At 65.8% G+C, this 22,406-nt stretch carries 28 protein-coding genes; 8 read left to right on the forward strand and 20 right to left on the reverse strand.

Features of this window, described 5'->3' with window-relative positions; genetic code table 11:
- Nucleotides 1-59 precede the first annotated feature (59 nt).
- From RTH46_RS25300 to RTH46_RS25310, 3 genes are all read right to left on the reverse strand, one after another.
- Nucleotides 60-965: a LysR family transcriptional regulator gene (locus RTH46_RS25300; protein WP_153786428.1), complete on the reverse strand. Its 906-nt coding sequence runs from the start codon at nt 963-965 to the stop codon at nt 60-62.
- Nucleotides 966-1,312: 347 nt separating this feature from the next.
- Nucleotides 1,313-1,447 (reverse strand): hypothetical protein, encoded by a 135-nt coding sequence (locus RTH46_RS25305; protein WP_256671343.1) that lies wholly within the window; start codon nt 1,445-1,447, stop codon nt 1,313-1,315.
- A gap of 266 nt (nt 1,448-1,713) precedes the next feature.
- Nucleotides 1,714-1,956, reverse strand: coding sequence for a hypothetical protein (locus RTH46_RS25310; protein WP_153786427.1), 243 nt, complete (start codon nt 1,954-1,956; stop codon nt 1,714-1,716).
- A 196-nt stretch (nt 1,957-2,152) separates the two neighbouring features.
- On the opposite strand from RTH46_RS25310, the gene RTH46_RS26450 reads away from it, so the two are divergent.
- Nucleotides 2,153-2,338 (forward strand): hypothetical protein, encoded by a 186-nt coding sequence (locus RTH46_RS26450; RefSeq protein ID WP_218575532.1) that lies wholly within the window; start codon nt 2,153-2,155, stop codon nt 2,336-2,338.
- A gap of 32 nt (nt 2,339-2,370) precedes the next feature.
- Here the strand turns inward: RTH46_RS26450 and RTH46_RS25320 are convergent, their stop codons facing one another.
- The 9 genes from RTH46_RS25320 to RTH46_RS25360 all read right to left on the reverse strand — a co-directional run bounded on the left by RTH46_RS25320 (nt 2,371) and on the right by RTH46_RS25360 (nt 8,388).
- Nucleotides 2,371-2,607, reverse strand: a complete 237-nt coding sequence (locus RTH46_RS25320) for a hypothetical protein (protein ID WP_153786426.1) — start codon at nt 2,605-2,607, stop codon at nt 2,371-2,373.
- A gap of 136 nt (nt 2,608-2,743) precedes the next feature.
- Nucleotides 2,744-3,367, reverse strand: a complete 624-nt coding sequence (gene ureG, locus RTH46_RS25325; protein ID WP_138217352.1) for an urease accessory protein UreG — start codon at nt 3,365-3,367, stop codon at nt 2,744-2,746.
- Nucleotides 3,368-3,378: 11 nt separating this feature from the next.
- On the reverse strand, nt 3,379-4,053 hold the full coding sequence (locus RTH46_RS25330; RefSeq protein WP_153786424.1) for an urease accessory protein UreF: 675 nt from the start codon (nt 4,051-4,053) through the stop codon (nt 3,379-3,381).
- Nucleotides 4,053-4,598, reverse strand: coding sequence for a HupE/UreJ family protein (locus RTH46_RS25335; RefSeq protein WP_153786423.1), 546 nt, complete (start codon nt 4,596-4,598; stop codon nt 4,053-4,055). Before RTH46_RS25335 ends, RTH46_RS25330 begins: the two co-directional genes overlap by 1 nt.
- 19 nt (nt 4,599-4,617) lie before the next feature.
- Nucleotides 4,618-5,103, reverse strand: coding sequence for an urease accessory protein UreE (gene ureE / locus RTH46_RS25340; RefSeq protein WP_153786422.1), 486 nt, complete (start codon nt 5,101-5,103; stop codon nt 4,618-4,620).
- Between the two features lie 109 nt (nt 5,104-5,212).
- Nucleotides 5,213-6,916: an urease subunit alpha gene (ureC, locus tag RTH46_RS25345; RefSeq protein ID WP_316906890.1), complete on the reverse strand. Its 1,704-nt coding sequence runs from the start codon at nt 6,914-6,916 to the stop codon at nt 5,213-5,215.
- A complete protein-coding gene (locus RTH46_RS25350; RefSeq protein WP_316906901.1) occupies nt 6,913-7,230 on the reverse strand; it encodes an urease subunit beta in 318 nt (105 codons plus the stop codon). The genes ureC and RTH46_RS25350 overlap by 4 nt, the downstream gene beginning before the upstream one ends.
- Before the next feature lie 10 nt (nt 7,231-7,240).
- A complete protein-coding gene (locus RTH46_RS25355; RefSeq protein WP_110992797.1) occupies nt 7,241-7,543 on the reverse strand; it encodes an urease subunit gamma in 303 nt (100 codons plus the stop codon).
- 11 nt (nt 7,544-7,554) lie between these two features.
- Nucleotides 7,555-8,388 carry an urease accessory protein UreD gene (locus RTH46_RS25360; protein ID WP_316906891.1) on the reverse strand — a complete coding sequence of 278 codons (834 nt, stop codon included), beginning with the start codon at nt 8,386-8,388 and terminating at the stop codon, nt 7,555-7,557.
- Nucleotides 8,389-8,666: 278 nt separating this feature from the next.
- On the opposite strand from RTH46_RS25360, the gene RTH46_RS25365 reads away from it, so the two are divergent.
- The 4 genes from RTH46_RS25365 to RTH46_RS25380 all read left to right on the forward strand — a co-directional run bounded on the left by RTH46_RS25365 (nt 8,667) and on the right by RTH46_RS25380 (nt 11,583).
- On the forward strand, nt 8,667-9,035 hold the full coding sequence (locus RTH46_RS25365) for a glyoxalase superfamily protein (protein ID WP_153786419.1): 369 nt from the start codon (nt 8,667-8,669) through the stop codon (nt 9,033-9,035).
- Nucleotides 9,032-9,385 (forward strand): hypothetical protein, encoded by a 354-nt coding sequence (locus RTH46_RS25370; protein WP_153786418.1) that lies wholly within the window; start codon nt 9,032-9,034, stop codon nt 9,383-9,385. Before RTH46_RS25365 ends, RTH46_RS25370 begins: the two co-directional genes overlap by 4 nt.
- A gap of 317 nt (nt 9,386-9,702) precedes the next feature.
- Nucleotides 9,703-10,722 (forward strand): branched-chain amino acid aminotransferase, encoded by a 1,020-nt coding sequence (locus RTH46_RS25375; protein WP_110992793.1) that lies wholly within the window; start codon nt 9,703-9,705, stop codon nt 10,720-10,722.
- Between the two features lie 210 nt (nt 10,723-10,932).
- Complete coding sequence (locus tag RTH46_RS25380) at nt 10,933-11,583, forward strand: TIGR04211 family SH3 domain-containing protein (RefSeq protein WP_316906892.1); 651 nt, start codon at nt 10,933-10,935, stop codon at nt 11,581-11,583.
- A 159-nt stretch (nt 11,584-11,742) separates the two neighbouring features.
- Here the strand turns inward: RTH46_RS25380 and RTH46_RS25385 are convergent, their stop codons facing one another.
- From RTH46_RS25385 to RTH46_RS25400, 4 genes are all read right to left on the reverse strand, one after another.
- Nucleotides 11,743-12,678 (reverse strand): 5'-nucleotidase, encoded by a 936-nt coding sequence (locus RTH46_RS25385; RefSeq protein ID WP_125464418.1) that lies wholly within the window; start codon nt 12,676-12,678, stop codon nt 11,743-11,745.
- Nucleotides 12,679-12,708: 30 nt separating this feature from the next.
- Nucleotides 12,709-13,407 carry an MOSC domain-containing protein gene (locus RTH46_RS25390; RefSeq protein WP_153786416.1) on the reverse strand — a complete coding sequence of 233 codons (699 nt, stop codon included), beginning with the start codon at nt 13,405-13,407 and terminating at the stop codon, nt 12,709-12,711.
- A 67-nt stretch (nt 13,408-13,474) separates the two neighbouring features.
- Nucleotides 13,475-13,744, reverse strand: a complete 270-nt coding sequence (locus RTH46_RS25395; protein ID WP_153786415.1) for a hypothetical protein — start codon at nt 13,742-13,744, stop codon at nt 13,475-13,477.
- A gap of 102 nt (nt 13,745-13,846) precedes the next feature.
- The gene (locus RTH46_RS25400; RefSeq protein ID WP_279845746.1) at nt 13,847-14,767 is read right to left on the reverse strand and encodes a LysR family transcriptional regulator; all 921 of its coding nucleotides are present in this window, start codon (nt 14,765-14,767) and stop codon (nt 13,847-13,849) included.
- A 121-nt stretch (nt 14,768-14,888) separates the two neighbouring features.
- On the opposite strand from RTH46_RS25400, the gene RTH46_RS25405 reads away from it, so the two are divergent.
- Complete coding sequence (locus tag RTH46_RS25405) at nt 14,889-15,623, forward strand: SDR family NAD(P)-dependent oxidoreductase (RefSeq protein WP_153786413.1); 735 nt, start codon at nt 14,889-14,891, stop codon at nt 15,621-15,623.
- A 19-nt stretch (nt 15,624-15,642) separates the two neighbouring features.
- A complete protein-coding gene (locus RTH46_RS25410; RefSeq protein WP_316906893.1) occupies nt 15,643-15,849 on the forward strand; it encodes a 4-oxalocrotonate tautomerase family protein in 207 nt (68 codons plus the stop codon).
- Between the two features lie 51 nt (nt 15,850-15,900).
- On the opposite strand, the gene RTH46_RS25415 is transcribed toward RTH46_RS25410, so the two are convergent.
- The 3 genes from RTH46_RS25415 to RTH46_RS25425 all read right to left on the reverse strand — a co-directional run bounded on the left by RTH46_RS25415 (nt 15,901) and on the right by RTH46_RS25425 (nt 19,361).
- Nucleotides 15,901-17,235 carry an MFS transporter gene (locus RTH46_RS25415; protein ID WP_316906894.1) on the reverse strand — a complete coding sequence of 445 codons (1,335 nt, stop codon included), beginning with the start codon at nt 17,233-17,235 and terminating at the stop codon, nt 15,901-15,903.
- Between the two features lie 28 nt (nt 17,236-17,263).
- On the reverse strand, nt 17,264-18,334 hold the full coding sequence (locus tag RTH46_RS25420; RefSeq protein WP_153786411.1) for a C45 family autoproteolytic acyltransferase/hydolase: 1,071 nt from the start codon (nt 18,332-18,334) through the stop codon (nt 17,264-17,266).
- Nucleotides 18,335-18,443: 109 nt separating this feature from the next.
- Nucleotides 18,444-19,361, reverse strand: coding sequence for a LysR family transcriptional regulator (locus tag RTH46_RS25425; protein WP_153786410.1), 918 nt, complete (start codon nt 19,359-19,361; stop codon nt 18,444-18,446).
- A 299-nt stretch (nt 19,362-19,660) separates the two neighbouring features.
- Here RTH46_RS25425 and RTH46_RS25430 point away from each other — a divergent pair, with 299 nt between their 5' ends.
- Nucleotides 19,661-21,382 (forward strand): amidohydrolase, encoded by a 1,722-nt coding sequence (locus RTH46_RS25430; RefSeq protein WP_316906895.1) that lies wholly within the window; start codon nt 19,661-19,663, stop codon nt 21,380-21,382.
- A gap of 7 nt (nt 21,383-21,389) precedes the next feature.
- Here RTH46_RS25430 and RTH46_RS25435 read toward each other — a convergent pair whose 3' ends face one another.
- Nucleotides 21,390-22,271: a LysR family transcriptional regulator gene (locus tag RTH46_RS25435; RefSeq protein WP_153786408.1), complete on the reverse strand. Its 882-nt coding sequence runs from the start codon at nt 22,269-22,271 to the stop codon at nt 21,390-21,392.
- Nucleotides 22,272-22,406 lie beyond the last annotated feature (135 nt).

Raw genomic sequence — 22,406 nt, forward strand, 5'->3', positions numbered from 1 at the left:
CCCGCTCCCACGCCGATCCTTGATGCTGGCGTGGGAGCGGGCTTGCCCCGCGATGCTTTTCAGAACCTGGCCAATTCTTCCCGGCAAAACTCCACGAAAAGCTGTGCCGGCTTGGTCAACTGCACCCGCTTCAGGTGCGCCGCAGCCAGCCCCGACAGCGTCACCGGCTCGGCAATATCCAGCATCACCAGGCGCTGGCCGTCATAGGTGAACTCGGTATGCGGCCGGGTCACCAGCAGCGAAAATCCGAAGCCCTGCCCCACCATCCCGCGCACCATCTCGATCGACGGCGAACTGAAGACGATGTTCGGCGTGAGCCCCAGTTCGTTGAACAGGCTGACGAAATAGGTACGGCTGGGCGCCACGTCGAGCAGGATCATCGGCTCCGGGCACAGGTCGCGCAGCGACACCTGGGCCTGGCCGGCAAAGCGGTGTTTCTCCGGCAACAGCACGTAGGGCTTCTGCGGCGGCATCAGCGGCTCGGCCTCGATGGTGCCGTCCAGGTCATGGTCGTAGAGGAACGCCAGGTCGAAGGTACCGGCGGTCAGGCCCTGGATCAGTTCCTGCTGCTCACCGTCGCGCAGGCGGATGTCCACCCCGGGGTAACGTGCGCGAAAACCGGCGATCAGCCTTGGCAGGTACAGCGGCGCCACGGTCTCGAAACAGCCGATGTCGATATGCCCGGCCACCGTGTCGTTGTCGGCCAGGGCGTTCTGTTCGAACTCGTGGGCCATCTGCAGCAGGGCGCGGGTCTTGGCGTAGAAACGCTTGCCGCTGGGGGTCAGTGACACACCCTGGGCGTGATGACGAATGAACAGCTGTACGCCAAAACTTTCTTCCAGGCTCTTGATCGCCGTAGAGATGGACGGTTGGGCGATATACAGCTGACGCGAGGCTTCGGCAACGCTGCCGGCCTCTACGGTGGTGACGAAGTACTTGAGTTGACGCAAGGTGTATGAAGCCATGGGTACCTCTATGGCGCCGTGGCCGGCACGCTGGGATTTTTCCCACAAGCTTACTCTGTGTGACAGGGTCTCGGAGGGTTGCGGCAGGCAAGGATTAACCTAGGGGTTGAACATATTATTTGTTGCAGCGGACTTGGCCCTCGCCACGCTTTCCGAATACTGGACAGAACCTCCCGACGGCCCCGGAGCATCCCAGGACCGCCGAGTGGTTTTGAAAGGCTGCCGCCGTTACAGGCCATTGCCTTCAGTCGAACCCAGCCTTTGGCACGCAGTCATTACCGATCAGTCTGTGAGCTGCAGCACAGCGAGATTGATCATGGGGTGATGCGCTACGTGAGTGAGACGACTCAATCAAAGTCAAAGTCAGGCTGGCAGAGGCCCACCGGGGTCCAATATGTGCCTTCTGGGCAAGCGGGATTCGCGTGGGCCAGTTGGGTCAGGCCAGCAGTGGTCAACAGGGCGATCAGGACGAGCTTTTTCATACATGTTTCCTTGGATGGGATGTCTGCTTTAACGGCGGCAGGCGAGTTGTCTTACTCTCCTGCCGACAGCCAGACAGACCTTATCCCTCAGCCCAAACCTACGACTTTAGGTAATGCCCCACACATGCCTCGGAAACCTAACGCTGCTTCGTAGGAACACCAAAGGGCACAGTGCTCCGCCTCCTGCCAGACGATATGATCGCCCCTGCCCACGCGACGCAGTCCACAGACGCAAGCGCATGAACATTCACCAGACGCGCCAAGGTTCAATCAAAATCGAATGCCGGCTGGCACAGCCCCATCGGAGAGCGCAAGGTACCTTGCGGGCAAGCCACTCGGGGGACGCCGATGCTTGCCAAGTGAATGCTCACGGCAAGGGCCGCGTTGCGCGGGGCAAACGGCGAAATGGCCTCACCCTCGGCCCTATCCCGCAGGGTGGGCTCCTGGCCATAGGCAACCTGGAGCACACTTGCAGCGGCCAACAGCGCGATTGTTGCGATCTTTCTCATTCTGACTCCTTGAATGGGCTTCGCTGGCGGGTCGTGCCAGCGTCAAAGACTCTAGCCCTGAACCTCACCACTGCATTCAGGTGTTGGCCGATGCGCCCCCTGAAATCATTTCTTGTTTTGTAGAAGCGCCCTCGCCAGCCCAAGATCGCAAACGCTTTCAAGCGCTTTCGCCAAGCCATTGGTTGACGGCGCTGTGTTGATCAAAGACCGTCGAATCACCGGTTTCACCAATGACGAAGAAGCCGCGTTGGAGCCACCGGATGTCGTGCCGCTGCTGATAGCAGATGAGTTACAGCGTCTGGGCGCACGTGATGAAACTTGGTCAAGGCGTTGCTCTCCAGTTGAAATGATCTTCACCGCCAGACCGGCCCAGGCGTGGTGAGATGAAACAACTGCGCCTTGTGTTGCAGCAGCTCATTCGAACGTAGCGATTGGATGGCAATCATCCCCAATCAGCTTATAGCCAGGCTCGCACACCAAGCCTGCACTACTACCAACCGATCGGTGCTTGGGTACGAGCGGCTGGTTGGCGTGCACGTTATCTACCGCCTGGCCCATCTGTTCGGGGCCGGAGAGCGGTTGTTCCGTCGGCTCTTCGGCTTGAGCCAAAGTGGCGGCGCTCAGTAACAGGATCATCGTCAGCACTTTCATGGGTTGCTCCTCAAGGTTGCAGGGTTGGGTCATGACACCTGCCAGAAACTGGCAGGTGCAAGACCGTGCAACCGTAGCGAGCGCCCCGGTATCCGGGCACCTGGACACGTTGCCCGCCAAAGGCCGAACAGTTACCTCAGCCCCGCACCCCGAGCATCCCCCGTTCAACGATGAAGTCGATCACCGCCTGCAATCCCTCGCCTTTCTTCAGGTTGCTGAAGGTCCATGGTCGCTCGGGGCGCATGCGGTTGGTGTCGCGCTCCATCACCTCCAGCGAGGCACCGACGTAGGGCGCCAGGTCGGTCTTGTTGATCACCAGGAAGTCCGACTTGGTGATGCCTGGCCCACCCTTGCGCGGGATCTTCTCGCCTTCGGCGACGTCGATCACATAGATGGTCAGGTCGGCTAGCTCCGGGCTGAAGGTGGCGCTGAGATTGTCGCCGCCGCTCTCGACAAAGATCACTTCAAGGTTGCCGAACTTGCGCGCCAGCCCCTCCACGGCCGCGAGGTTCATCGAGGCGTCCTCGCGGATCGCGGTATGCGGGCAGCCACCGGTTTCCACGCCGACAATGCGCTCGGGCTCCAGGGCGCCGGCCTCGGTGAGGATGCGCTGGTCTTCCTTGGTATAAATATCGTTGGTCACCACGGCGATGTGGTAGTGATCGCGCATGGCCTTGCACAGGCATTCGAGCAGCGCGGTCTTGCCGGAACCGACCGGTCCGCCGACACCGACACGCAGGGGTTGCTGGTAGTTTTCCATCTAGGCAGTCCTCAGGAACGGAACAAACGGGTGTATTGGGTTTCGTGGCGTGACGAAGCGATGGCCAGCAACGGCAGGCCACCACCGAGCTGGTCGTCGTCCAGCGCCAGGGCTTGATCGAGTACCGCAGGCAATTCCTCGCCCAGATCGCGCAGCAGGGTCTGCGCCGCCTGCTGGCCGAACGGCACCAGCTTGACCCCGGCCATCACCGCCCCCTCCAGCCAGGCAAAGCCAAGGCCGAGAGCGAGCTGGCGCAGCGGGATCGACCAGTGCGCGCCAAGCCAGGCCATGCCGCCAAGCTGGCTGAGTTCAAGGCTGGGCCGCCAGGCCGGCGCCTGGCCCAGTTGCCAGCCATCGAGCAGGCGCGACAGGGCGCTGCCGCGCTGCTGCTCTTCAAGGCGCAGCTCGGCGGTTTCGCGGTTGGCCAGCAGAAAGCGGCTCCAGTGCGCGAAGGCTTGGGCGTCGCCCGCCTGGCAGGCACGGTACAGGCGCGCCAGCAGTGGCCAGTCGAGGTAGCCGAGGGTGTCGTGCAACTGTTCACGCTGCCAGGCTGCGAAGCTGGCGGTATCCCGTACCCAGCCGGCTTCGACCGCCCACTCCAGGCCCTGCGAGTAGGTAAAGCCCCCCACCGGCAGGCCGGGGCTGGCCAGTTGCAGCAGGCGCAGCAGCGCCAGGTCGCTGTTCATCAGCCGGCCAGCACCAACGCTGCACCGGCCAGCAGGCCGCCGCCGAAGGCCTTCTGCAGGCCGGCATGGCGGCGCAGTAGGCAACCGACGGCGAAGCCTGCGGCCAGCAGCAAGCCGCTGACGGTGACGAAGCCGGCGCTGAACTGCCAGAACGCACTCGGCGTGGCCTCGACGCCATGGGCCCAGCCATGGAACAGGGCGAACACCGGCATGATCAGCGACAGCAACAACTGGCGGCTGGGCAACAGCATGGCCGCGGCGGCCACCAGCAGGGAGCCGAGGATCATCTGTTCCATGCCGACCACATCACCGAACAGATGGCCGCACACCGCGCCGCCGAACATGGCCGCCAAGGTGGCCAGCGGCAGGGCCAGGGTTCGGCCGGTCAGCGCGGCGAGCACGCCGGTGCCGAGCAGCATCAGCAAATGATCGAGGCCGGTCAGCGGGTGCAGCAGGCCATCCTGCAACGGGTTGGCGTCGTGGCCTGGGTGGGCGAAGGCCGGCAGGGCCACCATCAGCAGCATCAGGGCGAAAGTCTTTTTCATTGTCAGCTCCAGGAGGTGTTCAGGAATGGGCTTGCAGGCGCACGAAGGGATGGTCGTGAGCATGGCTGTGGCTATGCGGAGCGCTCTGGTAGGCGCCGGCCTCGGGCTCGAACGGCGCCTGTTCTGCAGCCACCGTCAGCCCCAGGCCACGCAGCATGTCGTCGAGCACATGGTCGTGTTGGTAACGCAGCAGGCCCGGTTCGATCTGCAGCGGCACATGGCGGTTGCCCAGGTGGTAGGCGGCGCGCGCCAGCAGGTGCGGGTCGCTGCAACGCACGGTGGATACCGCCTCGGGCGCTGCCAGCACGCGGATCACCTGCTGGCCTTCGGCATCGGCGAGCAGCTCGCCACCGCGCAGCAGGTGGCCGCGTTCGAGCATCAGGCCGGCATCACGGCCATCGTCGAGGGTCACGCGCAGGCGGCTCTTGATGCGGCTGTCGACAGTCAGGGTGACGCTGCCGGTCACCGTTTCGGCGTCGGCGACCCTGCGGGTAAGTACGATCATGTTCACTCCTTTCAATCAAATCGGTCATGCGGGCCTGGGGACGTGAGAGCGGCGGTGCCGTCCATCGCGGGGCAAGCCCGCTCCCACAGATGCCGTCCAGCCAAATCATTCAGAACAGGAAATAACGCTGGGCCAGCGGCAGTTCGCTGGCCGGCTCGCACACCAGCAGCTCGCCGTCGGCGCGCACCTGGTAGGTCTGCGAATCGACCTCGATCACTGGCTGCAGGGTGTTGTGCAGCATGTCTGCCTTGCGCACCTGTCGGCAGCCGTGGGCCACGCCGATCAGACTGTGCAGCTTCAGTTCCTCGGGCAGGCCACGGTCCATGGCGGCCTGGGACAGGAAGGTCATGCGCGTGGCATGCCGCGCCGCGCCCAGGGCACCGAACATCGGCCGGTAGTGCACCGGTTGCGGCGTGGGGATCGAGCCGTTGATATCGCCCATGGGTGCGGTGACGATCATGCCGCCCTTGATCACCAGCGCCGGTTTGACCGCGAAGAACGCCGGTGCCCACAGCACCAGGTCGGCCAGCTTGCCCACCTCCACCGAGCCGACCTCGTGGCCGATGCCATGGGTCAGCGCCGGGTTGATGGTGTACTTGGCGATGTAGCGCTTGACCCGGAAGTTGTCGCTGTAGCTGCTGTCCGGCGCCAGCGGGCCACGGCGCAGCTTCATCTGGTGCGCCACCTGCCAGGTGCGCAGCACCACCTCGCCGACCCGGCCCATGGCCTGGGAGTCGGACGAGGTCATGGCGAAGGCGCCCATGTCGTGGAGGATGTCCTCGGCGGCGATGGTCTCGCGGCGGATGCGCGACTCGGCGAAGGCCACGTCCTCGGCGATGCTCGGGTCCAGGTGGTGGCAGACCATCAGCATGTCCAGGTGCTCATCGACGGTGTTGACGGTGTACGGCAGGGTCGGGTTGGTCGACGACGGCAGCACGTTGGCCTGCCCCGCCGCGCGGATGATGTCCGGGGCGTGGCCACCGCCGGCACCTTCGGTGTGGAAGGTGTGGATGGTGCGGTCGCCGATGGCGGCCAGTGTGTCTTCGATGCAGCCGGACTCGTTCAAGGTGTCGGTGTGGATCGCCACCTGGATGTCCATTTCTTCGGCCACGCCCAGGCAGCAGTCGATCGCCGCCGGGGTCGAGCCCCAGTCCTCGTGCAGCTTGAGGCCCACCGCACCCGCGGCGATCTGCTCGCGCAGCGCGTCGGGGCGCGAGGCGTTGCCCTTGCCCAGCAGGCCGATATTGATCGGCAGGCTGTCTGCGGCCTGGAGCATGCGCGCCAGGTACCAGGGGCCGGGGGTGCAGGTGGTGGCGTTGGTGCCGGTGGCCGGCCCGGTGCCACCACCGATGAAGGTGGTGACGCCGCTGGTCAGTGCTTCTTCCACCTGCTGCGGGCAGATGAAATGAATGTGCGAGTCGATGCCACCGGCGGTGACGATCTTGCCCTCGGCGGCGATCACCTCGGTACCCGGCCCGACCGCCACGGTCACACCGGGCTGCACGTCGGGGTTGCCGGCCTTGCCGATCGCAGCGATACGCCCGTGCTTGACGCCGATATCGGCCTTGACGATGCCCCAGTGGTCGATGATCAACGCATTGGTCAGCACCAGGTCCATGGCCTCGGCCGCCAGCATCTGGCCCTGCCCCATGCCGTCGCGGATCACCTTGCCGCCGCCGAACTTGACTTCTTCGCCATAGACCGTGAAGTCTTTCTCCACCTCTACCCACAGCGCGGTGTCGGCCAGGCGCACGCGGTCGCCGACGGTGGGGCCGAACATGTCGGCGTAGGCCCGACGGGAAATTCGGCTCATGCCTTGTTCTCCAGCGCGCCCATCACCTTGCCCTGGAAGCCATACACTTCACGCTTGCCGGCGTAGGCCACCAACTGCACGGTACGCGCCTGACCCGGCTCGAAACGCACGGCGGTGCCGGCCGGGATGTCCAGGCGAAAGCCCAGGGCCGGCTCGCGCTCGAACACCAGGCAATCGTTGACTTCATAAAAGTGGTAGTGCGAACCGACCTGCACCGGTCGGTCGCCATGGTTGGCCACACTGACGCTGACCGTGGCGCGACCAACGTTGAGTTCGATGTCGCCGGCGGCGACCTGGATTTCTCCGGGGATCATGGGCAGCACCTCAGACGATAGGGTCATGCACGGTCACCAGCTTCGTGCCGTCGGGGAATGTGGCTTCGACCTGGACGTCGTGGAGCATCTCCGGCACGCCGTCCATCACCTGTTCGCGCACCAGCACTTCACGACCCAGGCTCATCAGCTCGGCCACCGTGCGGCCATCGCGGGCGCCTTCGAGCACCGCCGCGCTGATCAGCGCCACGGCCTCCGGGTAGTTGAGCTTCAGGCCACGGGCCAGGCGCCGTTCGGCCAGCAAGGCGGCGGTGAACAGCAGCAGTTTGTCTTTCTCTCTTGGGGTCAGCTCCATGGAGGCTCTCTTCAGGTGGCCCAGATGCGCGGCGGGCACGGCGCCAGGCCGAGCACGGCCGGGCGCAGCAGGTGCCAGAGGCGCTGCAGGTGGTGTTGCAGGTGTTGGTTGTCGTGGTCGAGCAGGCGAATCACCAGCAGTGAGCCAAGCAAAGTGGCGCCGGCCGGGGTCTTGAGTTCATCGAGCAGCTCGCGCACCTGCTCCAGCACCGCGGTGTCAGCGGGGGCGGCGCAGAAAGTGGCCAGCAGCGGGTGGTCGCCGAGCTTGGCCAGTTGCCCGCCGTCGATGCGCAGGCGCTCGTGCAGGCCGGGCTCGTCGGGCAGTTCGATGCACAGACGGCTGTCGAGGGCGCCCTGCTCGAACCGCTCATTCATCACCGGGCGGCCCAGGCACAGGGTTTCCCAGGCCAGCAGGCGGGCACCGGGCGCCAGGGTGAAACGGCTGTCGAGGCTGGCGCGGGCACCATTGAAGAAGATGCTGTCCTGGGGCAGCCATTCCAGGGTGCTGCCGGCTGCCAGGTGGAAGCGCTGCGCCAGCCGTGCGGTCGGGCCGATGCTGCGGTAGAACTTGCTGGCGCCGGGCATGGTCAGCAGTGCATGGCTGCCCGCTTCAAGGTGAATGTCCAGCTCCAGGCGGTCACCGGCGACGATGCCGCCGGGCGGGTGCAGCACATAAACGTGGCATGGGGCCCCCTCGGGGTAGAACGGCCGCTGCACCAAAAGAGGTCCGACATGGCGGCGCGCACCAAGCCGGGTCACGCCTTCACGTTGGACGAAGCGCAACTGCAGGTGCGCGCTCCAGCCCGCCTGCTCGTCGTGTGCCGTGTGCGGCTCCGGCAAGGACATCCCAAACCCCCGTCATCCGTGGCCTTGGCCGCTCTGGCTTAACGTCTTGAACGCCATGCCAGCGCGGCTGCCTGACCAATCGATCAAAATTCATAAACGGGATGTTGCAGGTTGCAGGCCAAGTAATCAGATGAATCCGGATGAATTTTCCTACGATGTATTCAAACGACGCTGCCACGGGCCTCGCACTGCGCAAATGCAGGGCAAAAGCGCGCCCTCAAGCAGTGCCGACGGCGTTACACTCACGCCCCAGGAAAATGCACAGCACAGGAGTTCCGATGCAATTCGCCGCCGCCATCCCCATCCTGCGGATCTTCTCGGTCGACAAGGCCCGGGAGTTCTACCTTGATTTCCTCGGATTCAGCCTCGACTGGGAGCATCGTTTCGCCCCGGACCTGCCGCTGTACATGCAGGTCCACCGCGACGGGCTGATCCTGCACTTGTCCGAACACCACGGCGACGCCACCCCGGGCTCGGCGGTTTTCGCCAGGGTGGAAGACCTCAAGGCCCTGGAACGGGAACTTCTGGCCAAGCAGTACGGCTACTCCCGGCCGCACGCCGAAAAGGTCGACTGGGGGCTGGAAATGCAGATCGCCGACCCGTTCGGCAACCGCCTGCGCTTCTGCCAGCAGATCGACGACGCCTGATGGCCAGCAATAAACGCGCGCTGGCGCGCCTGGAGCGGGAAATGGTCGCCTGCCTCACCGAGGCCTGCGCCACTGCCCAGGCCGAGATCGTCGGCTTTGCCTGGCTCACCCACCAAGTCGACCTCGACGACTTCCCTGCCAGCCTGCGTATCACCTGGGTGTTCACTGACGATACGGCCAAGGCCGATGCACTGGCCGGTGCGGCCAAGGCGCGGATACTGGCGCTGACCACCCAGGCACTGGCCGAGGCCGGAGTGCAGCTGGACCATGTGGCGTGGCATTTGCGCTATGACAGTGAAGAAGCTTGCTGGCGCGACCATGGTGGGGACTGGAATCGGCGGTTGCGCTGAGTTTGGATCGTGTGAGGGCCGGCAGGTGCATGGCGAAAGATGTGCAGCGCCCTCAAGATCGAGCGCCGCCCGCGCGGCGCTCGATCTTGAGGGCGCTGCAAAAACACCGCCAGGCACCTGGTGGCCCTCACCCAATATCCCGCCATGCACCCGAAGGCCCAACTCAAATCCTGTATCAACCAACAACCGAGCCGCCCAGCCGCAAGCCCGGCCAATTCGTGACTGGCCGTTTCCGATCCGCGCCGGATGTATTAAGGTGGCGTGGTGCGCATATAACAGCAGCCCGCCGTGTTCGGGCTTTGAGCTATGAGGGTGTCATGAGCAACGCAAGCATTAACTGGGACAAGCTGGGCTTCGACTACATCAAGACCGACAAGCGTTACCTGTCCGTATGGCGTAACGGCGAGTGGGACAAGGGCACCCTGACCGACGACAACGTGCTGCACATCAGTGAAGGCTCCACCGCCCTGCACTATGGCCAGCAGTGCTTCGAGGGCCTGAAGGCCTACCGTTGCAAGGACGGCTCGATCAACCTGTTCCGCCCCGACCAGAACGCCGCGCGCATGCAGCGCAGCTGCGCCCGCCTGCTGATGCCGCACGTGCCCACCGACGTGTTCATCGAGGCCTGCAAGCAAGTGGTCAAGGCCAACGAGCACTTCGTTCCGCCGCACGGCAAGGGTGCCCTGTACCTGCGCCCGTTCGTGATCGGCACCGGTGACAACATCGGCGTGCGCACCGCGCCCGAGTTCATCTTCTCGATCTTCGCCATCCCGGTCGGCTCGTACTTCAAGGGCGGCATGAAGCCGCACAACTTCCAGATTTCCAGCTTCGACCGTGCCGCCCCCCAGGGCACCGGCGCGGCCAAGGTCGGTGGCAACTATGCCGCCAGCCTGCAGCCGGGTGCCGAAGCGAAGAAGGCCAACTTCGCCGACGCCATCTACCTGGACCCGCTGACCCACACCAAGATCGAAGAGGTCGGCTCGGCCAACTTCTTCGGCATCACCGCCAACAACGAGTTCGTCACTCCGAAATCGGCCTCGGTATTGCCGGGTATCACCCGCCTGTCGCTGATGGAACTGGCGCAATCGCGCCTGGGCCTGACCGTGATCGAAGGCGATGTCGAGATCAACAAGCTCGACCGTTTCATCGAAGCCGGCGCCTGCGGCACCGCCGCGGTGATCACGCCGATCGGCGGCATCGAGTACAACGGCAAGCTGCACGTGTTCCACGACCTGGAAAAGGTCGGCCCGGTCACCCAGAAGCTCTACAACGAGCTGACCGGCATCCAGAGCGGTGACGTCGAGGCACCGGCTGGCTGGATCGTCAAAGTCGCCTGATCCGGCGCTTTGACATGAACGGGGCAGGCCAGCGATGGCCTGCCCCGTTTTCGTTCATGTGTACATCCGGCAACACTCTGTAGGCATTTCCTGCACCAAGCAGTGAACCTGCCTACAAAAATGCGGTCTTTGGCTGACGGTCAATTCACTCGACCGGATCGCCGGCCCAGTCATCGGGCCTTCATTTGCCCCGTTTCAGCGAAGACCACCATGCCAGACAAGCAGCCCGCCAACTCCGCCCTCCCCGCCCTGCGCGGCGGCCTGATCGCCGCCCTGATCGCCCTCGCCGCCCCGGCCCATGCCGAAGAGCCGGCCAGCGATGCACGCTGGGTCAGCGACAGCCTGAGCACCTACGTGCGCAGTGGCCCCACCGATGGCCACCGGATCGTCGGCTCGCTGAAGTCGGGGCAGAAAGTCAGCCTGGTGACCAGCCAGGGCAACTACAGCCAGGTGCGCGGCCAAAGCGGCGACCTGGTGTGGATCCTCAGCAGTGACTTGCAGGCGTTGCCGGGCCAGAGCGAGCGCCTGCCGCAGCTCGACCAGCAGGTGGCCGACCTGTCCGGCCAGTTGAAAACCATCGACGACAGCTGGAAGAACCGCGTGCAAGGCATGCAGGAGACCCTGGACTCGCGCAAGGCGCTGATCGACGAACTGGAAAGCCGCAACAAGGCACTTAACGAGCAGCTCACCGAGGCCCAGTCGAACCTGCGCGACACCCAGGCGCGGCTGGGGGATGAGAACAAGCAAGTGATGATGCGCTACATGGTCTACGGCGGCAGCATTGCCGGTGCCGGGTTGCTGCTGGGGTTGATCCTGCCGGCGCTGACCCGCGGGCGAAAGCGTAACGACCGGTGGTTCTGAGACGATCTTCTTGACGCCCCATCGCGGGGCAAGCCCGCTCCCACGTGGGCTTAGGCCCCGCTTCCTGCGCATGCAAATGCGTGGAAGTGGGCTTAGGTCTCGCTTCCTGCACATGAAAATACGTGGGAGCGGGCTTGCCCCGCGATGGGACCGATCATGTCACGCCGAACGGTTGGTCACCCCGAACGGCACATGCACCGACGGCACCACGGTACTGGTGCTCTTCAGATGCCCGGACTGGTCATCGAAGAAGATGTGCGGCTTGAGCACCTGCAACACGCGACGCTTCTCGATGCCACCGAGGAAGAACGCATCGTTGGCCATCACCCCCCAGCTCTTCAATGTGTTCAACGCCCGCTCGTGGGATGGCGCGTTGCGCGCGGTGACGATCGACACCCGCAGACGGTTCTCGTAGCCGGGGTGGTCAAGTTTGAACTGCTCCTCCGCGGCCTGTATCCGCGCAATGCGCACGAAGAACTCCTTCAGCGGGCCGGGGTTGTGCGGCTGGGCCTTGTTCAGCACTTCGTGGGCATGGAAGCTGCCCAGCCCGCCGGACTGCATCACCGCCTCCGACTCGTCGCCGGCCAGCACGCCATCGAAGTCGAAGGCGATGCGCAGGTTGTCGTCGCTTTCGTCGTCATCGAACTGCGAGTCGAGCACCTGCCCGGCCGGGTAACCGGCCTGGATCGCCGCGTCCACATGCTGCTTGTCGGCGGACAGGAACAACGCGATGTTCAGCGCCGGAATGTATTCATAAGGCGAGCGACCCTGGGTGAAGATCGCCCGGGTCATGTTCAGCCCGTAATGGCCGATGGTCTTCATCACCCGCAACCCGGTGTCGGGGTCGTTCTGCGACAGCAGCACCACCTCCACCAGCGGGTCCTCCGGGTCTTCACGCAGGTCATTGAGCGCCAGCAGGCGCTTGATGAACGGGTAGGCAATGCCCTTGCCCAGCGGCACGTCCAGGTGCTGCTCCTGGTACTTGCGGTACTGCGCCTCGCCGTCGCGGCGGAACACCGCATCGGCTTCGCTGAGGTCGAACACCGCGCTTGACGCAACACCAATCACCAGGCGGTCGTCCAGTTCGAAGGGCATGCTGGGTTCCTTGTCTTGTAGGGCAGATGTTCAGGTGTCGCTGCGCCCCTGCAGGCGCGACGACCAGTCTTCGACCTGGCGTTGCGCCAAGCGCTTTTCCAGGGTCCGCCGCCAGTTCGGCACCAGCGGCAGCGCCAGGCATTCCTGCAGCAGCTCAGGCTCCAGGCATTTGTCGAACAGCACCGCCGACAGCCGCGCCACCGACCACTGGCCATGGGGGCGCTCGACTAGTTGCAAGGCGTCGCCCGCCTGCACCACGCCCTCCTCCACGACCCGGTAGTACCAGCCGGTGCGCCCACTCTGCTGCACCCGCAGGGCCATCTGCGCCACGTCGAAACGCTCGTTGAGTTTCCAGCACGGCATGCGCCCCTGGGAGATTTCCAGCAAGGCGGTGCCAGCACGTATACGGTCGCCCAGGCAAACATCGGCCTCGGTCCATCCGGTGCTGCTGAAGTTTTCGCCAAAGGCGCCGGGTTGCGCCAGCAGCGGGTGCTCGCCCAGCTCGGCAGCCCAAGCGGCGTAGTGTTCACGAGGGTAGTGATGGATGGCTTTCTCGACCCCGCCGTGTACGCGCAGGTCACCTTGTTCGTCACCCGCGATACCCAGCGCGGTCACCTGCAAGGCACCCTGGCGGGGCTGCTTGTCGATGGCGCTGTGCGAACCTGGCCGGGTGAAGGGCCGAGCGATGCCGGTGAGCAGGCTGTCGAGGCGCGGGCTGGACGGGATCATGGGGAGCTCTCGTGGGATGACCCAAGCGAGCTTACACGAGACCCCGCGCCCTCCCAAAGGCTCGTGGCTACTTGCCGCGCGCTTTGTTGTAGATGGTCTTGGCACGGTCGGCCGAGGCCTGACACTTGGCCATGTCACCGCTGGCCTTGGCGTCCTTGGCTTCCTTGAGCAAGTTATGGTAGTCGTGCGCCATACCGCCATGCAGCGCCTGGCCATCGGTTTTGCTGATGTACTCCAGGTCATTGATCTTGGCATCGCAGTTGGTCGCCGCGCTGTCCTCGGCCTGTGCGGCAAAACTCAGTACCGAGGCAATCACTAGCAGTGTCATGGATTTCATGGAGCGTTCTCCTGGGAAATAGCCGGACTGCTGAAAGGTCGGCGGCACAACGCGCCGACGCAGCGACAAGAATAGTGCTCCAACGCACGCCCTGCGCGGGCTTCAGCCAAACGGCAGCGGTCGTTCGCTGACCAGGAAATCAATGAACACGCGCACCTTCAACGGCATGTGCCTGGCCTGCGGGTAAACCAGCATGAAGGGCCGCGTGGTGCCGCCGAAATCCGCCAGCACCTCCACCAGCTCACCGCTGTCCAGGGCGTCCTGCACGGTGAAGCGGTAGGCCTGCATCAGGCCGCCACCGTGGCGCACCAGCGTGCTGGTGGCGAGGAAGTCGCCCAGACAGGTGAAGGCGCCCTGGGTGTCCAGCTCGATCAGCTGCCCGTCGCGCCGAAAGCTCCAGGGCGGACGGCGACCACTGCTGGGCATCTCGAACTGGATGCAGTCGTGCCCGGCCAGGTCATCCGGTGTCTGCGGCACCCCCGCCCGGGCCAGATAACCCGGGGTGGCGACGATCACCAGCTCGGCGTCCTCCAGGCGCCGCGCCACCAGCCGCGAGTCAGCCGGGGCACGGCCGCGGATGGCCAGGTCGAACTGCTCCTCGGCGAAATCGACATTGCGATTGCTGACGTGCACATCCACCAACACCTGCGGATAGCGTTCGCGAAAGCGCGGCAACAACGGCAGCAGGCGGTGGTGGGCATAGGGCGTCGGCGCGCTGATACGCAGCCGGCCGCTAGGCTCGAGCTGCCCACCCGTCACCTGCCGCTCGGCCTCCACCAGTTGCCCCAGGGCCTGGCGGCATTGCTGGTAGTAGGCTTGCCCGGCCTCGGACAGGCGCATCTGCCGGGTGGTACGCACGAACAGGCGCACGCCCAGGCGCTCTTCCAGGCGGGCCACCGACCGGCTCACGGCGGCAGGCGTGACCCCGGCCAGGGTAGCCGCCTCGGTGAAGCTGCCGGCATCGGCGGCAAGGCAGAACAGCTCCAGGCTGCCCAGTTGCAGGTCATCGAAATGGCGGGTCATGACGGCTCGATTGATTACACGATGTATCGATTGAAATGCCATGCGCCTCATTTTTCAAGCGAGCGTTGCAACTTACAGTGATTCCACACCGAGCCAAGGCTCATCCACTGGAGATCACCCCATGAGCAACCCACGCACCGTCATCATCACCGGCGCATCCAGCGGCCTGGGCTTCGCCCTCGCCCAGGCCTTCCTCGAACGCGGCGACAACGTGGTCGGCAATGCCCGCAGCCAGGCGCGCCTGGACGCCGCTGCCGCGCAGCTGGGCAACCCGGCCGGGTTCGTCGGCGTGGCCGGCGACATCGCCGAAAAAGCCACCGCCGAGCGCCTGTTCGCCACCGCGCTGGAGGCCTTCGGCCGGGTGGATATCCTGGTCAACAATGCCGGTATCTTCATTCCCAAGCCGGTGGAGGAATACAGCGAAGCCGATGTCGATGCGTTGGTCGGCACCAACCTCAAGGGTTTCTTCTACCCCGCCCAGGCCGCCGCCCGGGTGATGAAGGAGCAATGTCACGGGCATATCATCGCCATTACCGCGTCGGTGGCCATGCAACCGGACACCCGGGTACCGGCGCTGCTGCCGGTGCTGGTCAAGGGCGGCCTGAACCAGGCGGTCAAGGGCCTGGCCCTGGAGCTGGCCAGCAGCGGCGTGCAGGTCAACGCCGTGGCCCCTGGGATCATCGACACCCCGCTGCACGGCGGCGAGGCCCAAGGGCTGGGCGCGCTGTCGCCGAGCGGCCGTACCGGCAAGCCGCAGGATGTGGTGGACGCCGTGCTGTACCTGACCGACGCACGCTTCGTCAGCGGCGTCATCCTGCCGGTCGACGGCGGCAGCACCGCCGGCACCTGGCACTGAACCCACGGAGAAACTGAACATGCCTTATGTCCATATCCGCGTCACCGATGAAGGCGTCAGCGCCGAGCACAAGCGCCAGTTGATCGAAGGCACCACGCGACTGTTGCAGGAGGTGCTGGGCAAACCACCGGCCAGCACGTTCGTGGTGATCGAAGAGGTGTCCACCGACAACTGGGGAGTGGGCGGCGAGACGGTGACGGCGTTGCGCCAACGCGAGCGGCTTTAGCCGTGAAACAAGCGGCCCCGGCCTTGCCGGGGTTCGCGGCTGAAGCCGCTCCTACAGGGGCCGCGCAGATCTTGAGACTTGCCGGCAAAGCGTCGACGCAGGCGCCTCGTCGATCTGCGCCATGCTCAACCACGCCGTTTCCCTGAGCAGCAACGAACACACCGCCACCAGCGCCAGCGCCGCAGCCCCGTATAACGCCACCCCCAACGGGTTGTGGTCGGTGAGGATGAGGATCGCCGTGGCAACGCTCGATGCCGTACCCCCGCCCAGCGCCGCGCCGACCTGGTAGCTGGCGGAAATCCCCGAATAACGCATCTCACGCGGGAACTGCTCGCCGAGAAACGCCGGGATCGGCCCTTGGGTCGCGCCCATCAGCAGACCGACCAGGCTGTATGCGCACAGCGCAATCGCGAAACTCTTCATGTCGACCAAGGCAAAGAAGGCAAACAACCCCAGCGCCATCACCAAGGCACCGAACACCATCACCCTGCGCCGCCCGAGGCGGTCGGACAGGTGCCCGAACAGCGGCGCCGACAAGACGATGGCCACCGACAGAGTCAGGTCGAACATCAGTGCCTGGGTGCTGCCGAATCCGGCCTGGGTGGCATAGGTGAGAAAGAAGGTGCTGCCGATGTAGGCGATGGTGCAGTAGCCGAAGGCGATACCGGTGCACAGCAACAGTTGCCGTGGCCGCTGGCGCAGCGCTTCGGCCAATGGTGCCCGCACCGGTGTGGCTGCAGGCACGGCAAGCGGCGCGGGCGTCTTGAGCCGCGCATACAGGCCGATCAACACCAGGCTGCCACCGAGCCAGAACGGAATCCGCCAGGCGAAATCCACCAGGTTGTCGTTGGCCGCGGCGCTGACGATGGCGAACACCCCGGCGCCGAGAATCCCGCCGACGCCGATGCCCATGCTCGTGAAGCTGCCCCACAGCCCACGTCGCCCGGGCGGCGCCGACTCGATGCCGAACAGCGCCGCGCCGCCCCATTCGCCGCCGGCGGCGAAACCCTGGACCAGGCGCAACAGCACCAGCAGCACCGGCGCAGCCACGCCGATGCTGGCGTGGCTGGGCAGGCAGCCGATCAGGAACGTACTCAAGCCCATCAGCAGCAAGGTGGCGACCAACACTTTCTGCCGGCCAATGCGGTCGCCGTAGTGGCCGAACACAAAGCCGCCCAGGGGCCGGGCGAAGAAGCCGGCACCGAAGGCGCTGAACGCCACCAGGGTCGCCGTCAGGTGGTCGAGCCCAGGGAAGAACACCTGAGGGAAGACCAGCGCGGCAGCGGTGCCGTAGATGATGAAGTCGTAGAACTCCAGCGCGGTGCCCAGGCCGGAGACGCAAAAGGTCCGCAAGGCGGAGCGGGATGAAGCGGTGTGCGCATGCATTGTTTTTATTCTCGGAATGCAGATGGGCTCAGAAGCGCTGGAAGCCGGCCTTGGCCAGTTGCAGCGGGGTGCCCGCCACGTAGTCCAGCGCGCAGTGTTCAGTGTCGATGCCAACGCTGAGCAGGGTTTCCCAGCGCTCGGTATCGGGCATGGTCATGTCCGGATGGAAGCAGATCGGCGCGCTGTCGCCGGCCGCGCCGCACATCGCCTCGGCGCGGGCGCGCAGGTCGGCATCGGTCATCTGACCGATCACCTGCTGCAGATGGCCCAGGCGGCCGAGGGTGTCGGCGCGGTCGGCGACCTGCTCGCCCTGGCTCAGCTGGGGGTCGAGGAAATGGTTGGTGTGCAGCAGCCAGCCATCTTCGCGGGGCAACACCAACGCCGTGCGCTCGGGGCTCAGTTCGATGCTCACCGCGCGCGGGCTGCGGTCCTCGCGGGAAAACACGGTGAGCACGGTGGACGCACTGACCCGCGCCGAGCGCGCCAGCTCCACGGCCTCGTCGACGCTGCGGGCGTCTTCCAGCAGGCGCCGGGCGATGGCATGCACCGGCACGCCGCCGCTGGCGTTGTCGCTGGCGTGATGGAGGATGTTGAAATGCAGGCCCACGCCTGCGCTGTTCACCCCCAGCTTGGCCAGCATGCCAAATTCGCAGAACAGCTTGACCTGCATGCCGCCCACTGTGTGCAGCCCGAGCATCAGGCCGTGGGGGCACAGGCTGTCATGCCAGTCCCAGGTCTGCAGGGTCTGCGGCGGGCGCGCACCGCGCGGGGCGTGCACGCTGGTCGAGCATTCGTGGTGGCGGGTCCGGGCGGCCAGCACTTCGGTACGGGCGTTGAGGGCGGCCAGTTGCCACAGCGGCAGGTCGGCGCCCTTGGCCATGCCAATCACCTCGGTGGCCAGCTCCGGGCTCCAGGCCTGAAGCGCGGCCAGGCTGTTTTCGCCGATGCGCCGGGCCTCGCCCAGGCTCACGCCGATCCTGGGGAAGAAGCCCAGGTACAGCTCGGTGGTGTGGCGGACTTGTTCGGCGAACAGCGCGCCGAGCTGCGCACCGCGTGCCAGCGGGTCGCGGATGTCGGTGACGAAGGTGTGAATCTTCACTGCGGGGAACTCCTGGTACGGCAGGCTCGATGTTCAGGCAAGCCTAACCACGCCGGCGCAAGCGATCATCGCCCTGCCCCGCACAACTTTTGTGCCCAGGCGGAAAAACTCAGGCCTGCAAACCTTGCTCACGCAGGTGCTCGTGCAGCAAGGCGATGAAGGCCTGCACCTTGCGCGTATTGCGCCGGTGCGGCAGGTACAGCACGTGCACCCAGGGGCCGAAGGCGCTGAGGGCGCGCCAGTAGTCTGGCAGCACCTCGACCAGCTCGCCGCGGGCCAGGTACGGCGCCGCGCACCAGGTGGGCACGAATTGCAGGCCCTGGCCGTCGAGCAGGCAGGCCAGCAGGAAATCGAAGTTGTCACTCAGCAAGCGCGGGGTGGGCTGGCGCACCCGCAGGGCCTGGCCGTCGCGCTCGATCCACCAGAAGCTGCGGTTGAGCAGCGGGTGGCGCAGCAGCAGCCAGTCGTGCTGGGCGTAGTTGTCCAGCGTGATGTCTGCGCCGCGCCGCTGAAGGTAGGCCGGGCTGGCACAGAGGATCACCCGGTTCTCGATCAGCGGCTGGGCGATCAGCTCGGGCTGGTCGGTGGGGCCGTCGCGCAGCGACAGGTCGTAACCGCCGTCGATCAGGTCCTCGTTGGCGTCGTTGAGGTTCACCTCCAGGCGCACCTGCGGGTGTTCGCCCATGAAGCGGCAGCACACCTGGTTGAGAAACGCCGGGCCGAACGAGGGCGGCGCGGTGATGCGCAGGGTGCCGCGCAGTTCATGCTGCAACTGCTCGACCTCCTCGGTGACCAGCTGCAGATGCATCAACGCCTGGCGCGCGCCGTCCAGGTACAGGCTGCCGGCCTCGGTCAGGGCCATGCGCCGGGTGGTGCGTTCGAACAGGCGCACCCCCAATTCCGCCTCCAGGTGGGCGACGGCCTTGGTGATCGCCGACGGCGTCTTGCCCAACTGCTCGGCGGCGCGGCTGAAACTGCCGTGCTCGGCGGCGGCGACGAAGATGGTCAGGGCCGTCATTTTGTCCATGGTTGGTTCCTGTGAGGCACAAGTGGGCGTGCGAAGCAGTATCCATCCAGAGCCGAGGTGTGGGCAAACAGCGGGCCGCTTCGCGACCCTTTCGCCGGCAAGCCGGCTCCCACACCGACCGCGCCGGCCTCTGGCCTTGTGCTGTTCCTGTGGGAGCCGGCTTGCCGGCGAAAGAGCCACAGGGCAGCCCCGGTCGCACTCTTTCCCCAAAGCAAAAAAAGTTGTGCCCAAGACTGCGTTTAACCGACTTCCCACCTTGGCTAGCCTGCGGTCTGATCAAAACAACAACGAGACAGCCGATGAAGCAGTTCCTGAAGATCGCCCTCGGCGCAGGCCTGGCCTGCACCGCCCTGCCCGGCCTCGCCGCCGTGGACCTGATCCTGCACAACGCCAAGGTCTACACCGCCGCCCCCGATCAGCCGTTGCAGCAGGCCGTGGCGGTGGACGGCGAGAAGATCGTCGCGGTGGGCTCGGACCAGGCCGTGCTGCGCCTGAAAACCGCCGGCACGCAGGTCATCGACCTGGGCGGCAAGCTACTGATGCCGGGCATGCTCGACTCCCATTCCCACGCCATCAAGGGCGGCCTGCAACTGGAGCTGGCCAACCTGGCTGGCGAGCAACTGCCCCTCGACGAGCTGGAGCGGCGCCTGCGCCAGTGGCGCGACAACGGCAAGGCCCGGCGTGGCGAGTTCCTCAGTGTCGGCGGCCTGCCACCGACCTACTGGGACGATATCCCGGCCCTGGAACAGCGTTTCAATCACGGCGAGTGGGCCACGCAACCGATCCTGTTCGCCGCCAACGACATGCACACCGGCTGGGCCAACCAGGCCATGCTCCAGCGCGCCGGGGTGAATGCCGCCAGCATCGCCGTCCTGCCCGAGGACGCCCGCAATACCATTGGCCGTCACCCGGACGGCACACCCAATGGTTTCCTGGTCGACGCCAGCCTGTACCCGGTCACTGATCTGCTACCGCCGCTGAGCCAGGACACTTTGCTGACCGCCGGGCGCATGGCCCTGGACTACTACAAGCAGCTGGGCATCACCGGCTGGATGGACCCACTGGCCAACGAGCTGCCGGGCGCCGACGTGCACAACGACTCGCTCGGCGTGCTGCCGGTGTACAAGGCCCTGGCCGAAAACGGCGAACTCACCGCCCACGTCGCGGCGCTGCTGATGGCCGACAGCAAGGCCCGCCCCGCCGACCTGGACGAACTGGACAAGGTGCGTCAGCAGTTCATCGACGTTCCCAACCTCACCCTGCCGGGCATCAAGGTGTTCGCCGACGGCGTGGCCGAGATGCCGGCGCAGAGCGCGGCGATGCTCGAGCCCTACCGCAACTCCGGGCAACGCGGCGAGCTGCTGCTGGACCCGGCGCATTTCGGCGAGCTGGTCAGCGCCGCCGATGCCCGTGGCTGGCTGGTGCACGTGCACGCCATCGGTGACCGCGCGGTGCGCGTGGCGCTCGATGGTATCGAACAGGCGCGGCACGCGCGGCACAGCGGCATTGCCCATTCGATCACCCACCTGCAGATGGTCAGCCCCAAGGAGTACGCGCGTTTTCGCCAGCTCGACGTGATCGCCTCGATGCAGCTGTACTGGGCCAGCGCCGACGAGGCCAACCTCGATCTGGTCAAGCCCTACGTCAGCGCAATGGCCTTCATGCACACCTTCCCGGCGCATTCGCTGCTGAACAACGGCGCCACCATCGCCGGCGCCAGCGACTGGCCGATCAGCACCCCTGAGCCATGGAAAGCCATCTATCAGGCCATCACCCGCAAGGGGCCCAAGGGCGTGCTCAATGCCGGCGAAGCCATCGACCTCAAGACCATGCTGCAGGCCTATACCCTCAACGCCGCCCGGGCCATGCGCCTGGAGCGGCAGGTCGGCTCGCTGGAAGTGGGCAAGCAGGCGGACATGATCGTGCTCGACCGCGATGTGCTGAGCGTGTCACCGCAAGCGCTGCGCGATACCCAGGTGCTGCAGACCTGGTTCGCCGGCAAACGCATCTACGCACGCTGAGACGGCGTCATTGGCGCAGGCGCTCCAGCGCCTCCAGCACATGCCCGATGGCGCGCTCCGGCTCGCCCTCGCGGCAGGCGATGCCGAGCTGGCGCCACAGCCCCGGGCGCAACGGCCGCCGGAGCACACGCGGGTCGTGCTGCGGGCCTTCACCCTCCTGGGGCAGCAAGGTCGCGCCGTACCCCGCGCCCACCAGGCTCTTGATCGCGTCGTTGAAGTTCAGCTCGATGCGTGGCTCGGGGTAGAGCCCGGCGGCGGCGAACCATTCCGAAGTCACCCGCGACAACTGTGTGGTGCTGTCGTTGAGGATCAAAGCCCGCCCGGCCAGCCAGGCCGGCGTGACCCGCGCTGGCGGGCGCCAGTCGGCGGGCACGTAGGCCAGGATCGGGTCGCGGCGCCAGGGCGTGAGCTTGAGCCCCTTGCCTGCCACCTGCGGCAGCGCCACCAGGCCGATGTCCAGGCTGCCTTCGCGCAGACGGGCCAGCGAGGCCTGCGAGGTCAGCACCTGCACCTGGACGTCGATGCCTGGGTGATCCACGCGCAAGGCGTCGAGCGCCTGGGGTAGCAGGTGGGCGATAGCGCCCGTGGAAGCGCCCAGGCGCACGCGGCCGGTCAGGCCTTCGACCTGTCGGCGCACCTCGTCCAGCGCCTGGTCGGCATCGGCCAGCAGGCGCCGGGCACGTAGCAGCAGGGTCTCGCCGACCGGGGTCGGCCGCACCTGGCCACGGGCGCGAGTGAGCAAGGGCGCGCCGATGCGCGCCTCAAGCTCGGCCACGTGCAGGCTGATGGTCGGCGGCGCCAGGTTGAGCTGGCGGGCGGCGTCGGCGAAGGAGCCGTGGTCGGCGATCACCACCAGGGTGCGCAGGCGGTCGAGGCTGATTTCTCGCATGGGGTTTCCTGGGTACGTGGGAGCGGGCTTGCCCCGCGATGGCGCCAGGCCTGGAAATGATCTTGCCTGGGCGGGCCCTATCGCGGGGCAAGCCCGCTCCCACGGGATAAGTTCAACACAGATTACTTCGTTCAG

Source organism: Pseudomonas sp. zfem004 (assembly GCF_032621715.1).
Lineage (GTDB): Bacteria > Pseudomonadota > Gammaproteobacteria > Pseudomonadales > Pseudomonadaceae > Aquipseudomonas > Aquipseudomonas sichuanensis.

Coding starts and splice junctions, on each gene's coding strand:
- RTH46_RS25395 (WP_153786415.1), bottom strand. CDS start 13,744: ATGAAATCCATGACACTGCTAGTGATTGCCTCGGTACTGAGTTTTGCC.
- ureE (WP_153786422.1), bottom strand. CDS start 5,103: ATGATCGTACTTACCCGCAGGGTCGCCGACGCCGAAACGGTGACCGGC.
- RTH46_RS25365 (WP_153786419.1), top strand. CDS start 8,667: ATGCAATTCGCCGCCGCCATCCCCATCCTGCGGATCTTCTCGGTCGAC.
- RTH46_RS25375 (WP_110992793.1), top strand. CDS start 9,703: ATGAGCAACGCAAGCATTAACTGGGACAAGCTGGGCTTCGACTACATC.
- RTH46_RS25335 (WP_153786423.1), bottom strand. CDS start 4,598: ATGAAAAAGACTTTCGCCCTGATGCTGCTGATGGTGGCCCTGCCGGCC.
- RTH46_RS25410 (WP_316906893.1), top strand. CDS start 15,643: ATGCCTTATGTCCATATCCGCGTCACCGATGAAGGCGTCAGCGCCGAG.
- RTH46_RS25380 (WP_316906892.1), top strand. CDS start 10,933: ATGCCAGACAAGCAGCCCGCCAACTCCGCCCTCCCCGCCCTGCGCGGC.
- RTH46_RS25400 (WP_279845746.1), bottom strand. CDS start 14,767: ATGACCCGCCATTTCGATGACCTGCAACTGGGCAGCCTGGAGCTGTTC.
- RTH46_RS25425 (WP_153786410.1), bottom strand. CDS start 19,361: ATGGACAAAATGACGGCCCTGACCATCTTCGTCGCCGCCGCCGAGCAC.
- RTH46_RS25415 (WP_316906894.1), bottom strand. CDS start 17,235: ATGCATGCGCACACCGCTTCATCCCGCTCCGCCTTGCGGACCTTTTGC.
- ureC (WP_316906890.1), bottom strand. CDS start 6,916: ATGAGCCGAATTTCCCGTCGGGCCTACGCCGACATGTTCGGCCCCACC.
- RTH46_RS25320 (WP_153786426.1), bottom strand. CDS start 2,607: ATGAAAGTGCTGACGATGATCCTGTTACTGAGCGCCGCCACTTTGGCT.
- RTH46_RS25430 (WP_316906895.1), top strand. CDS start 19,661: ATGAAGCAGTTCCTGAAGATCGCCCTCGGCGCAGGCCTGGCCTGCACC.
- RTH46_RS25330 (WP_153786424.1), bottom strand. CDS start 4,053: ATGAACAGCGACCTGGCGCTGCTGCGCCTGCTGCAACTGGCCAGCCCC.
- RTH46_RS25385 (WP_125464418.1), bottom strand. CDS start 12,678: ATGCCCTTCGAACTGGACGACCGCCTGGTGATTGGTGTTGCGTCAAGC.
- RTH46_RS25360 (WP_316906891.1), bottom strand. CDS start 8,388: ATGTCCTTGCCGGAGCCGCACACGGCACACGACGAGCAGGCGGGCTGG.
- RTH46_RS25405 (WP_153786413.1), top strand. CDS start 14,889: ATGAGCAACCCACGCACCGTCATCATCACCGGCGCATCCAGCGGCCTG.
- RTH46_RS25390 (WP_153786416.1), bottom strand. CDS start 13,407: ATGATCCCGTCCAGCCCGCGCCTCGACAGCCTGCTCACCGGCATCGCT.
- ureG (WP_138217352.1), bottom strand. CDS start 3,367: ATGGAAAACTACCAGCAACCCCTGCGTGTCGGTGTCGGCGGACCGGTC.
- RTH46_RS25300 (WP_153786428.1), bottom strand. CDS start 965: ATGGCTTCATACACCTTGCGTCAACTCAAGTACTTCGTCACCACCGTA.
- RTH46_RS25355 (WP_110992797.1), bottom strand. CDS start 7,543: ATGGAGCTGACCCCAAGAGAGAAAGACAAACTGCTGCTGTTCACCGCC.
- RTH46_RS25350 (WP_316906901.1), bottom strand. CDS start 7,230: ATGATCCCCGGAGAAATCCAGGTCGCCGCCGGCGACATCGAACTCAAC.
- RTH46_RS25435 (WP_153786408.1), bottom strand. CDS start 22,271: ATGCGAGAAATCAGCCTCGACCGCCTGCGCACCCTGGTGGTGATCGCC.
- RTH46_RS25305 (WP_256671343.1), bottom strand. CDS start 1,447: ATGAAAAAGCTCGTCCTGATCGCCCTGTTGACCACTGCTGGCCTGACC.
- RTH46_RS25310 (WP_153786427.1), bottom strand. CDS start 1,956: ATGAGAAAGATCGCAACAATCGCGCTGTTGGCCGCTGCAAGTGTGCTC.